This is a genomic window from Rhizobium sp. Leaf311, from assembly GCF_001423445.1.
Taxonomy (GTDB): Bacteria; Pseudomonadota; Alphaproteobacteria; order Rhizobiales; family Rhizobiaceae; genus Agrobacterium.
In genome coordinates, this window is the sequence record NZ_LMNZ01000008.1 from 42,791 (window position 1) to 55,015 (window position 12,225).

Here is a 12,225-nt window from a genome sequence, read left to right on the forward strand (position 1 = left end):
TACATGGACAAGCATCACCCCCGCCCTAAGGCGAGGGAGATGCAGGCGAAGCCGCTTACCAGCTAAAGCCGGCAGCGTTTTCCTTGGTGACGGGGCGCACGTCGATTGGAACTTCCTTTGGCACGACGCGGGCACCCCACTTCTGGGCAAGCGCCATGGCAAGGCCGACACGCACCTGGTCACGTGGGAACTGCGCCGTGGTCTGGACGAATGGCGTACCCTCAGCGATGGCCTGTACTGCCTCCGGGGCACCGTCGACGGATGTCAGCTTGACATCACGACCAGCCCCCTGGATTGCCGCAAGAGCACCCATTGCGCCGCCGTCATTGACGGAGAAGATGCCCTTTAGGTTTGGACGCGACTGCAACATGTTCTCGACCACGCCGAGCGCGACCGAGCGATCCTGACGACCGTTTTGCGTATCGACCAGCTTGATGCCCTTGAATTCCGCAAGAGCTTCCTTGCAGCCTTCGACGCGCTGAAGAATTGGTACGACGGGAATACCATCTAGGATGGCGACCTCGCCCTCGCCGTTTATTGCCTTGCCGAGCGCCTGGCACGACTGGTAACCGGCATCCTTGTTCTTGGACCCAACAAACGTATCGACGGGGCCGTTTGCGTTGGCATCAACGGCAACGACAATCACATTTTGTGCCTTGGCGGCCTGCACGGCGGCTTCGACGCCAGCTGAGTCAGTGGGGTTGATAAGGAGAATGTCGATCTTCTGTTGCAACATGTCCTCGACATCGGAGATCTGCTTTGCAACGTCGTGTGCAGCGTCGGTGACGATCACCTCAGCACCGATGGCCTTTGCGGCTTCGTCCAGAGCTTCTTTCATGGACACGAAATAAGGATTGTTCATTTCCTGAAAGGTCATGCCAATCTTGAGTTTGGCGTCCTGCGCAAGAGCCGAACTTGCAGCTAACGTCGCGACGGCAATCGACAAAGCGGTCAATGTCTTTTTCATCCCGGTTTCCTCCCTGTGGACGACGACAGGCAAAGCCTGTCCGTTTCCGGAAAGCACCATGCCTCCCGAATTGATGATCCCCGCGGTGGGGTATGGTTGAGTTTCGCTTATCCGGTGGCTCTGAAGGCCTCGTTGGCGTTAAAGGTGGCGCGGAATTGCGAAGGCGGCATTCCCTTCAGCTTCTGGAAATGCCTGTTGAAATTGGACAGGTTGGAAAAGCCGATCTCATAGCAGATTTCGGCAATCTTCACCTCGGGTCGCGTCAGGAGCGCAAGGCACGCCAGATCGACCCGCAACTGGTTGCGGTAACGGACCAGCGTCGTACCGGTATGGCGCTTGAATGCCCGTGAGAATGAACTTGGACTGCGTCCCACCATCTCGGCCAGATCGCGCTCATCGATATCGTCGGTCAGATGTTCACGCAGATAGGCAATCGCGCGGTTGACGCCGCCCTCATTGATGTTGGAAAGATCGAGTTCGTAACTCAAGCTGGCCAGAACTTCCGGTTCAGGCGCAGTTGCCAGCACATCGAGAATTTCCCAGAACAGCGCCAGACGTTTGAGACCGCGCGTTTCAATCAGCGTCTCTATCAACGGCCGCACCGTATCGCTCGTGCCCTTGTCGAATAGCAAACCACGGCGGCTGCGCTCCAGAAGCGGAACCACCGCCTCCATCTCCGCCATGCCGGCAATGCTATCTTCCACGAATTTCTGCGGGAACTGGATGACCAGCGAGCGAGCGGGCACGATTTCGCCCGGCTCAATGTCTGATATCCAGTTCTGCGGCAGGTTCGGACCGGTGACGATCAACTGCCCCGGCTCGAAGCGACCGATATGATCGCCGATATAAAATCGACCCGATGTCGCAACAACCAGATGGATTTCATATTCGGGGTGGTAGTGCCAGCGGACGGTCCGAAATGGATAGCCGTGCGTCCACGCTGCGAAGGATTCGCCTTTGCGGATATGAACGAGTTCCAGATCGGGTTGCACAGCGTCTCCTCCTACCGAGCGCGAAATCCAGCTATCCAAAACTGCAAACCTCCGATTTTGCAGTTTTTGTCAGCACGGAGATATTAAGCACTGATATTGCTACGCATCTACATCAACGCGGAATTTAAGCTGATACTTTTTTGACAATTGAATGCGCAAGAACTTCCAGCAAAGTGTGCAAGCCATGCAAGGAATTTGCTGGGCGCAGCGCGGATTCTGACATTGCCAACAAGGCCTTATCTCGGTGCCGTTGGCTGTCGGGAGCGCGTATTTGTGAAGGTATTCGCCGCAAATGGCGGCCGGGTGTAACGGTGGCGACTTGTCCCACCGTTACAGTTTTTGTCCAGATGTCAGTGACCGAGCACGAAGCGGGAGAAGGCGAGCGAGTTTCTCGCAGCCTCATCCATCCGCGCCTCGTCAGCGCCATTGCTGAGATCTCGCCAGACCCGGATATCTGAACCGATGGTGCCGCCTGTCTTGACGAAGGGTTCCATGACGACAGCGCCGGTATAGTTGATCTCGCGAAGCGCTGTACCGATTTCATGCCAAGGCATTCTGCCTGTGCCTGGTACACGACGGTTGCTTTCGCCGGTGTGGAAATGGCCAAGCAAGGGCCCTGCGGTGCGGATCGCATCGCCGAAGCTGTCTTCCTCGATATTCATATGGAACGTATCGAGCATGACCTTGACGTTGGACTTGCCAACATCCTTCACGAAAGCGACGCCCTCGGCAGCGGTGTTGAGAACGTGGTTTTCAAAGCGGTTGAGGACTTCGATGCACAGATTGATGCCGAGATTGCTGGCGAAATCGGCAATGTCGTGAATGCCTTCCACGCCGCGCGCGCGATCACCCACCTTATCGACAGGCTGTGAATAATCGACCGGCCAATAGGAATGCAGCGCGCCGCCGATCGTCTTGATGTCGAGCTTGGCAACATTGGTCAGCGTCTGTTCGAAGAATAACTTGCCTGCCTGACGCACAGCGACGTCTGGCGAAGACAGGTTCTTGCTCTTGGAAGGGCCGATGCCAGCGGTCAGGATAATGCCGTTATCTTTGGCACTCTGCTTGATCTCGGCCAGTTCCGCATCGCTGTATTCATTGATGTGATGGGCCGCGACTTCGATGACGTCGAAGCCAAGCTTGGCGACCTTTTCCACATAGGGGCCGAACTTGGCGCTCCACTCATGTTCCCAATAGGAGTAATAAATGCCGTGTTTCATGGTAACTCTCTCGATTAACAGATGAGGGATAAGCTATTGAAATAGTTTGGAAGGTTCAGTGCGATCACTCGCAGGTTCTAGCCAGCGTCGGGGTTCTTTACCCGCATGTCAGGCTCGTCGCTGCCGGAGATGATCGCGCGACCATTGGGAAGGTCGTTTTCCTCGACCTTCCTGGTGATATCGGCGTCACCAAGCCCAAAGCTGCGCCATCTTTCGCGGAGCCCGCTGCGGAGGTCATCCTCGGCGACATCAACGAAGACAGTGAGATCGAAAATCGGCTTCAGCAGGTTCCACGGCTCCTGCCGTGAGAGCAGGTAATTGCCTTCACACACAATGATGTTGACGGATTGCGAGATCAGCCTGCCTCCCGCGCGGGCAATCTCGATTGAGCGATCAAAGACAGGGACCGCCACCACATCATCCTCATTCGCCTTCAGGCGCTTGAGCGTATGACGCAGGCCATGCGCATCAAACGTATCGATTGCGCCCTTGTAAGGCAGGCGGCCCATGTCTTTCAGAACAGCATCATCGTAATGAAAGCCATCCATGGGGAAGAGTGCCGCCGAGACGCCGCTTTCACCGTTCAGAACGTCGACGACCTGCTCGGCAATCGTTGATTTTCCCGAGCCCGGTGCTCCGGCAATGGCGATCATGAGCCGCCAACCTTTATTCTCCGCAAATTGCTGGAGTGTCCGTGCGGCAATCTCGCGTGCACTATCTTCTACGCTACTCAATGTGACCTCTTCACAATCCGAAAAACAACGGTGACTGGCGTGCCAACGAAGGCTCAGAAAATTCCGTACTGATCCGCCTTGTCGCGCAGGAAGGCGACGCCCTTGTCCAGAACCTCGTCCCTATCGCGCGCGACGGGACGCCAGGTGGAAATGGAACCTGCCATCTCTGCCTGCATGGTAACGAAGCTCTCAAGCGTCAGCAGGCCCTTGAAGCCAATGGCCGCGAGCGCCGCGAAAATCTCATCCCATGCAATATTGCCAAAGCCCGGCGTGCCGCGATCGCTTTCCGACATGTGCATGTATTTCAGGTGATCGCGCGCAGCGATGATGCCGTTGGCGACACCCTTCTCTTCCATATTCATGTGGAATGTATCGAGGTGGACGAAGACGTTATCCAGTCCGATGCGCTCGACCATATCCACCGCCTGCTGCGCCGAATTGATGAGGTGGCTCTCATATCGATTGACGGCCTCGACGCCGAATTGCAGGCCGAGCGTCTTGGCATGGCGAGCCGCAGCGCCGAGTGCACGGGTCAGATTATCATACTCGCGCTCAGTCGGCGGAAAGCCGGTCCGCTCATTCGTGCCGCCGAAGGTAACGCCCGTCAGCGCCACAGCACCGATTTCAGATGCCTTGTCCAGAGCGGCAGTCAGATGCTCGATTGCAGCGTCGGGGCGAACGGAGGCCCAGGCATGTTCCGGCAGAACCAGCGAGCATGCTGCACCGATCTTATGCTTTTCGAGAAGCGCACGGCTGTGCTGTGCATCGACAGTTGGAATATCGATCAGCGGTATTTCGATGTAGTCCTGGCCGTAGCTTGCAGCACCGGCAATCGCCCGCTCAGCGCCCTCGTGGTCCCACTTGGTCGACCACACCATTGCGTGAATGCCAAAACCCTTCACGTCACACCTTCTTTCTACGAGACAGGAAGTAAGAGGATGCGATTGTGCGTGCCGCCATGACGACGATCATCAACACACCCCAGAGAGCCGTTGCCAGATGCTGATTGGCACCCATCAAATTGAGACCCGATGACAGAAGCTGCAGCACGACCAGCGCGACGAAGACCGGCAGCACGCGTCCAAAGCCCCCGAACGGATTGATGCCGCCCAGAAACGCCGCCAGCACCGTGATCAGCAGGTAGGATTCACCGTGGCCTATGCGCACCGAGTTGAAGCGGGCCATCATGATGATACCAGCGACGGCGCACATCATGCCTGACAGCGTATAGACGAGAATGAGGATGCGGCGCGTGTTGAGGCCGGAATAGGCCCCGGCTTCGATGTTTGACCCGATCATCAACAGGCCAAAACCAAGCTTGCTGCGCGTCAATAACACCTGCCAGAGCGCCACACAGGCGATGAAAATGAGGAGCGGCACGGGGACGCCGAGGATCAGGCCATGACCGATTGGGGCGACATATTCGGGAAAGCCGGAGACGTCTCCGCCGTGCGTTAGAAACTCCCCCAGACCGCGCAGGAAGATCATCATGGACAGCGTGATGAGGATCGGATGGGCGCGGGTGTAGGCAATCGCCGCGCCGGTCATCAAGCCTGCGGCACCACCGGTCGCAAGTGCGGCTACGACGGCGAGCGCGAAGGCGCCGGCTGGCGCATCTACGCCGCCATACATCTGAAGCACACCGGCAGCGGCAAGGCCCGACAGGTTGGCCGTGAAGGTAACGGAGAGGTTGATACCGCCAGTCAGAAGCGGCAGCAGCATCGCCAGCGTCAAAAGCCCAAGTTCAGGCAGCTGGAATGCCACTGAACCGAAGGTGCCAAGCGACAGAAAGTTATCCGCGCCTAAGCCAAAGATCACCGTCACGGCGAAGAACGCGATGATCGGTCCGGCCATGTCAGCGCCGAATGCGCTGTTGAATTTCTGGATGAGCGACGACATCAGCGTGCACCCCTCTTCTGTAGATTGCCCTTGGAGAAGAAAGGCAGAAGTTTATCGATGCGTGAGGAGGAAAGCGTGATGGCCACGAGAATGATGGCACCGACGATCATTTTGAAGGCGAAGGGCGAGACGCCCATCAGGTTCAGGCCGTTCTGCGTAATCGAAACCATGAGAACGCCGAGAACGCAGCCAATGACAGAACCCTTGCCGCCGCCAAGACGCGCACCGCCCAGAACAGTCGCGGCAAGCACGTCCAGTTCACGGCCATAGAGCGCATTGGGCACGACCTCTTCCGCGTAATGCGCCTGCATCAGCCCGGCAATCCCAGCCATCAGGCCCAACCAGCCGAAGGAAATGTAGTGCATGGCGCCGATATTGATGCCGAAGCGGCGCGCACCCTCGGGATTGTCGCCAAAGGCATAGAGCTGGCGGCCGATCGTGGTGCGGGAAATCATGAACCAGGTGGCGATGCAGCAAAGGATCATCACGACGACGGGTAGCGTCAGTTCCAGCCAGGAGCCATCGGCCATCTCGCGTTCGTAGAAGACGACGCGTGTCGTGAGCCAGTCCGGCAGATTGTAGATGGAAACACCCTTCGTGAAGAACATCAACAGGCCGAAGAAGATGTTGAAGGTGGAAATCGTCGCGACGATGGAGATGATCCGCAGCTTGTAGACGAGCAGCGCATTGATGAGGCCAAGGCCAATGCCGACCGCGCCTGCAATGATGAAGCCTTCCGCCCAGTTGCCGCCACCCAGCGCGCCGATAGCGAGAGCCGTGACATATTGCACGACCGAGGCAGCGACCGCGAAGGATATGTCGATCCCGCCTGAGATCAGCACGACGAGAAGGCCGACGGCGAAAATGATGTTGACGGAAGAGACATTGAGAATGTCGAAAGCGTTGGAGATCGTAAAAAAGCGGTCCGTCGCCAAGGACAGGGCGGCGGACAAAACGATCATCACGGCCAGAAGCGTGAACTCTGTCGTATGGCCCAGCATCAACCTACGCATAGACTGCTCCTTCCAGATCCGTCAGCGACATCTGCCGCGGATCATATGTCGCCTTGATCCGGCCCTCGGCCATATGGATGATGCGATCGGTATTGAAATAGACTTCCGGCGGCTCATCCGAGATGAGGATGATCGAAAGACCATCGGCGGCGAGCTTGCGCACGATATCGAAGATGCCTGCCCGCGCACCGACATCGACGCCGACTGTAGGAGCATCGAGGATGAGAAGCTTCGGGCCGATGGCCAACCACTTGGCAATCGCCACGCGTTGCTGGTTGCCGCCAGACAGGGTCCGGATCGGATCTTCCGGCTCGCCGATCTTGACGCCAAGCGCGGAAATCCAGTTAGAAACGACACTCCGCTTCTTCTGAGGCGAGATGAGCCCGGCAGACAGGATGCGATCCAGCGACGCCATAACCAGATTGTCGGCAATGGATTGCGGCTGGTTGAGGCCGAGAGAAAGCCGGTCTTCGGAGAGATAGGCTACCCCCGCACGAATCGCATCGCGATTCGAGCCAAAGCTTACCTTTTCTCCATTCAGGATGATTTCTCCGGAATGCGGCTTGTGCATTCCAAACAGCGTCAGCGCAAGTTCCGTGCGTCCGGCACCCAAAAGGCCGGTGACGCCTAGGGTTTCGCCGCGCCGCAGTTCAAAGGAAATATCCTCGAATTCATTGTTTCGGGAGAGATTGCGCACGGACAGGACGACGGGCTGGTCGTCGTGATCAGCAGCCACGACGGCGTTGTCGAAATTCCGTCCGGTCATCAATTCCGTGACACGAGACTGCGTCATGCCTTCTACCGGAAACACGCCGACGAGCTCGCCATCGCGCAACACGGTCATCCGGTCGGAAATCTCAAGCACTTCCGCGAGGCGGTGCGACACGAAGACAACCGCAACGCCCGAGGCCGAGAGGTTGCGGACGATGTCGATGAGGTAATCCGTCTCCGATTGCGTCAACGATGCCGTCGGCTCGTCCATGAAGACCAGCCGCGCTTCACCAACCAATGCGCGGGCAATGGCGACGATCTGGCGCTGGGCAATCGGCAATTCTTTCAGCGGCAGATGGAGATCGAGCGAAACGCCGAGGCGGGCCAAAGCCTTCTCTGCGGCAGCTTCCATGGCGCGCTTGTTCACAAGACCGTATTTGCCGCTGACGGCATATTGGAAGCCGATGTTTTCAGCGACCGTCATTTCACCAAACAGCGCCAGATCCTGCCAGATCACCTGAATTCCAAGTGACTGCGCCAGACTCGGCGTCATGGCGGTAATGGGCTGGCCGTCGAAGAAGAACTCGACACCCTCTTCCGGTTTGTAGACGCCGGTGATGATCTTGATGAGCGTGCTCTTGCCGCAACCATTTTCACCGGCAAGGCAGTGCACTTCGCCCGGATTGACTTCGAAGGCAACGCTTTTCAAAGCGCGAACACCACCGAATGTCATCTTGACGTTTTTGAGGGACAGGAGCGGTCCGGCGCTCGTCATGGCAAATCTCTTCGCTCAGCCGCCTTTAAGCGGATGCTGTTGATCAGATGTTGAAAGGGGGCCGCGCCAAACAGAGTTGACGCGGCCCAGGCCTTCGGGAGGAACTAGAGGCCCATGGAAACCAGCTTGTCGATGCTTTCCTTGTCGATCTTCAACAGCTGATCGACCACGATGGTGTTGCCTTCAGGCGCAATCTTGCCAAGGCCCGGAATGTCGTCACCCGCCTTCGGCACCTGGCCCTTGGCGATAAGGTCCGCAAGCGTGATGAACACTTCACCGGCCTGCTTCGGGTTCCACATAAAGCCGCCCGTCAGAGCACCTGATTTGATGAGCTTTGCGCCCTGCCCCGGCGAGAACGGTCCGATGACGAAGACCTTGCCATCCTTGCGACGCTCTTCAACGGCGCGACCTGCGCCAATCGGGCCCTGCGAACCAAAAGCGAGGAAGCCCTTGAGATCGGCATTTGCCGCCATCAGATCAAGCGCCGTGGAACGGCTCTTGTCGACGTCTTCGGCCACGCCGTAACGGTCGCCGATCAGCTTCATGTCGGGATAGTTGGCCTTGATATAGGCAATGGCGCCATCGGCCCAGGCATTGTGAAGCGGCACGGTCAGCGAGCCGACGAACACCGCGTAAGAACCCTTGCCGCCCATCTTCTCGGCCAGCAACTTGCCGTGCGCTTCACCAAAACCCTTGGCGGAAGCGAGTTCGAAATCCCAGTTCGCGCCAACCTGCTTTGGCGATTCATGGGTGATGACCTTGATACCGGCATCCTGAGCTTTCTTCAGGACAGGCTCCAGCACCTTTGCGTCATTCGGCACAACGCCGATAACATCAACCTTCTGCGCGATCAGGTCTTCGATAGCGCGAACCTGAAGTGCTGGATCAGCGCTCGTTGGGCCGACCATGAAACCCTGTACGCCGAGCTTGGCGCTCTGTTCCTTTATACCGGCTTCCATGGCGTTGAACCAGGGAATGCCACCAATCTTGACGACGACACCGACCTTTGGCCCATCGGCCAATGCGGTGGACGCGAGTAACGCAAGCGAAAGGCCGACTGCGGCCGCAATTATCTTATTCATGGATGCTCCTCCTCCAAAAACATTCCAGCGAGCAAGGATAGGCGCTCCAACGCCTTAACCTCCAGCCTCGAAACCCGAGACACTGCTCTGCCACTCCCATAGCAACAACCATCTGCGCAATCGGTATTGCAAAGTTGCACAATCGATGGTGCATTGAACATAACACGGTTATGCCTTTCGTCAAGAGGACGAATATCCTAACAATCGGAATCATTCGGAGGATGTGATGACGGACCAGAGCTCCAAGAAAGCCACTATTTACGACCTGTCGGTTTTATCAGGCGCATCGGCATCCACCGTCAGCGCCGTTTTGAACGGATCGTGGCGCAAACGGCGTATTTCACAGGAGACTGCGGAAAAGATTCTCTCGCTTGCCAAGGCCGAGCGCTATACAGCCAATCTTCAGGCCCGTGGCTTGAGAAGCTCCAAATCAGGGCTCGTCGGTTTGCTGGTACCCGTCTATGACAACCGCTTCTTCTCATCCATGGCGCAAACCTTTGAAGCTCAGGCGCGGTCGCGTGGTCTGTCGGCGATGGTCGTGTCAGGTCGGCGTGATCCAGATGAGGAGCGCAGGACTGTCGAAACACTCATCGCCTATTCCATCGACGCGCTGTTTATCGCTGGCGTCAAGGACCCGGATGGTGTCCACCAGATCTGCGCCAGCGCGAAGCTGCCGCATGTCAACATCGACCTTCCTGGCAAATTCGCCTATTCGGTGATTTCGGACAACCGCAATGGCGCAGAAGCGCTGACCGACGCAATCCTTCGCCACGCATCCCGAAACGGCGACTTCAGCGCGGAAGAAGTCGTGCTGTTTGGTGGCCATGACGACCACGCGAGCCGCGAGCGAATTGCGGGCTTCCATGCAGCAAAGCGAGCGTTTTTCGGCACCGAAGGCAGCGGCGACATTGAGGTTACGGGCTATTCGCCGCGCATGACCGAACTGGCCTTCGAACGCTTCTTTTTGCGCGAAGGCCATTTGCCGCGGTGTCTGTTCATCAACTCGTCCATCAATTTCGAAGGGCTTCTACGTTTTCTCGGACGGTACGATGTGGACATGTTCAAAGACATCGTCGTGGGATGCTTCGACTACGACCCCTTCGCATCCTTTCTGCCATTCCCTGTCTATATGGCAAAACCGAACATTTCAGAGATGCTGGAGCGGGGGTTTGAATTGCTTGAGGCGGCGCCCGATCATCCGGAGATTACCGTGATCATGCCGCAACTGGTCCCACCACGCACAGCACTGACCGGACCACTCGATGAAATCAAAGACCCAACGCAAATGTAAGCGTTGGGACAAGGCAAAGCGACGATTATCGGTAACGAGCCGGACAGGCGATCAGGGCCGACGTATGTCTTCCTGCATCACACCAAAATGGTCGAGAATTATCTGTACGTTTCTGCGGTGAGATTTGAAATACAGATCGAAGACGTCTCCGAGCAGAGGGACGCTGCCTACACAGGCATCCAGCGCAATGTTTCCCACCATCCGCGAAAGCTTCTCTTTGGGAACACCAAGACGACGCGCTTCATTGACGATGTAAAGACCAATCATCGCACCTGCGCCGTCACCGATCACAGGCACGAGTCCGAACACCGAGTCGGCGCCAAGACGAAGTTTCGTTCCGGGGATGCCGATGGCTGTATCCATCAGTCTCGCTATCCGCGCGAGGCGGCGGATGCGTTGCAGGCGTTGTTCGCCGCCCAATGCGGTGTACGCTGCACCCTTGTCAAAATCGCTTGCGCTCCATGAACCTGCCAATGGCATAGCCTCCAAATCGGGACATTTCCCGTCATAAAGGAATGGGGAGTGCGAGAATTCGTTTCAAGGGCTTCAGTGTGACTTTCGCCACCGAGCCACATAGCGGCACATAGTGCCCGCTCAGGTAAAATGACGCCTGAAAAGGAAAGGGCCGCAATTTGCGGCCCTTTGAACGATTAGAACTGACGGCGGAAGCCGACTGTCAGAGCGTGGCTGCTGAAGTCTGTGCTTGAGGTGGTGCCGTCGACAGCCGTGAAATCGAAATCATCGGCAGCTGTGTAGCGGTAACCGATATCGAATGTGGTGTTGGTGAACAGGCTCACATCACGGAAGAAGGAAATCGAGCTGAGCTCGATGCCCACGCCTGCGTCAAGGTGGTAAGCAAACTTCGTGTCGTCATCATCAAGTACGACGCCGGTAGCGGAAACGCCCTGACGACGAAGCTCGAGGTTCATGGCACCGACGCCGCCGCCGAAGTAAGGCGTGAAGGCCGTGCCAGTCGGGACGTCCATGTAAGCATTGACATAGCCCTGGATCGCACGGGCCGAGCCGAAGGAATCATTGCCTGCGCCAAAGCCGCCCACGAAATGCTCATCAACATCTGCGCGGCCATAGCCGACTTCAAGTTCGATACGTGGAGACACGAAGCCGTAGGAGCCGAAGCTGTAACCTGCACGCAATGCGCTGTAGGTGCCCATGTCGTATTCGCTTCTGATATCAGTGCCAAAAGCGGAGAAATCGAGGTCGTCCATGAATGTCAGGCTGCTGACAGAGCCAAGATAGAACCCACCTGGGTTTGCCACTGTCGCTGCAGGTTCGGTCTGAACGGCGAGATCTGCGGCAGAAGCAGACGAGCCGAGCAATGCCAAAAGGCCCGCGCACTTCAAGAGATATCTCATTTGAAAACCTTTCTGAATCAGCCCCCGCCGATGCGGCCAGATTGGTTGTTCCCGCGGTTGCTGTCCACTTCGACTTTCATTTTCTAATGTTATTGAAAACTAAAATCAGAGGCGCGTTGCAGCTTGGCAACGCATTTCCCTTGAAAGCCGCAAGCACGCCCCTGATCA

General features: G+C 57.1%; 12 protein-coding genes. 1 reads left to right on the plus strand and 11 read right to left on the minus strand.

Features of this window, described 5'->3' with window-relative positions:
• Nucleotides 1-55: 55 nt before the first annotated feature.
• The 9 genes from ASF69_RS12160 to ASF69_RS12200 all read right to left on the minus strand — a co-directional run bounded on the left by ASF69_RS12160 (nucleotide 56) and on the right by ASF69_RS12200 (nucleotide 9,393).
• A complete protein-coding gene (locus ASF69_RS12160; RefSeq protein WP_062587825.1) occupies nucleotides 56-967 on the minus strand; it encodes an ABC transporter substrate-binding protein in 912 nt (303 codons plus the stop codon).
• A 107-nt stretch (nucleotides 968-1,074) separates the two neighbouring features.
• Entirely contained in the window at nucleotides 1,075-1,959 is an 885-nt protein-coding gene (locus ASF69_RS12165) for an AraC family transcriptional regulator (protein ID WP_062587827.1), read from the minus strand.
• 350 nt (nucleotides 1,960-2,309) lie between these two features.
• Nucleotides 2,310-3,179 (minus strand): sugar phosphate isomerase/epimerase family protein, encoded by an 870-nt coding sequence (locus ASF69_RS12170; RefSeq protein ID WP_062587829.1) that lies wholly within the window; start codon nucleotides 3,177-3,179, stop codon nucleotides 2,310-2,312.
• Between the two features lie 77 nt (nucleotides 3,180-3,256).
• Nucleotides 3,257-3,913 (minus strand): nucleoside triphosphate hydrolase, encoded by a 657-nt coding sequence (locus tag ASF69_RS12175; RefSeq protein ID WP_062587831.1) that lies wholly within the window; start codon nucleotides 3,911-3,913, stop codon nucleotides 3,257-3,259.
• A gap of 53 nt (nucleotides 3,914-3,966) precedes the next feature.
• Entirely contained in the window at nucleotides 3,967-4,815 is an 849-nt protein-coding gene (locus ASF69_RS12180; RefSeq protein WP_062587834.1) for a sugar phosphate isomerase/epimerase, read from the minus strand.
• A gap of 1 nt (nucleotide 4,816) precedes the next feature.
• Entirely contained in the window at nucleotides 4,817-5,812 is a 996-nt protein-coding gene (locus ASF69_RS12185) for an ABC transporter permease (protein ID WP_062587836.1), read from the minus strand.
• Nucleotides 5,812-6,825: an ABC transporter permease gene (locus ASF69_RS12190; RefSeq protein WP_062587838.1), complete on the minus strand. Its 1,014-nt coding sequence runs from the start codon at nucleotides 6,823-6,825 to the stop codon at nucleotides 5,812-5,814. Before ASF69_RS12190 ends, ASF69_RS12185 begins: the two co-directional genes overlap by 1 nt.
• Complete coding sequence (locus tag ASF69_RS12195; protein WP_062587839.1) at nucleotides 6,818-8,311, minus strand: sugar ABC transporter ATP-binding protein; 1,494 nt, start codon at nucleotides 8,309-8,311, stop codon at nucleotides 6,818-6,820. The genes ASF69_RS12190 and ASF69_RS12195 overlap by 8 nt, the downstream gene beginning before the upstream one ends.
• A gap of 104 nt (nucleotides 8,312-8,415) precedes the next feature.
• The gene (locus ASF69_RS12200) at nucleotides 8,416-9,393 is read right to left on the minus strand and encodes a substrate-binding domain-containing protein (RefSeq protein WP_062587841.1); all 978 of its coding nucleotides are present in this window, start codon (nucleotides 9,391-9,393) and stop codon (nucleotides 8,416-8,418) included.
• Between the two features lie 226 nt (nucleotides 9,394-9,619).
• Here ASF69_RS12200 and ASF69_RS12205 point away from each other — a divergent pair, with 226 nt between their 5' ends.
• Nucleotides 9,620-10,684 (plus strand): LacI family DNA-binding transcriptional regulator, encoded by a 1,065-nt coding sequence (locus ASF69_RS12205; protein ID WP_062587843.1) that lies wholly within the window; start codon nucleotides 9,620-9,622, stop codon nucleotides 10,682-10,684.
• 51 nt (nucleotides 10,685-10,735) lie between these two features.
• Here the strand turns inward: ASF69_RS12205 and ASF69_RS12210 are convergent, their stop codons facing one another.
• On the minus strand, nucleotides 10,736-11,104 hold the full coding sequence (locus tag ASF69_RS12210; protein ID WP_062588388.1) for a DUF4112 domain-containing protein: 369 nt from the start codon (nucleotides 11,102-11,104) through the stop codon (nucleotides 10,736-10,738).
• A gap of 230 nt (nucleotides 11,105-11,334) precedes the next feature.
• Nucleotides 11,335-12,057 carry an outer membrane beta-barrel protein gene (locus ASF69_RS12215; RefSeq protein WP_062587845.1) on the minus strand — a complete coding sequence of 241 codons (723 nt, stop codon included), beginning with the start codon at nucleotides 12,055-12,057 and terminating at the stop codon, nucleotides 11,335-11,337.
• Nucleotides 12,058-12,225: the final 168 nt, after the last annotated feature.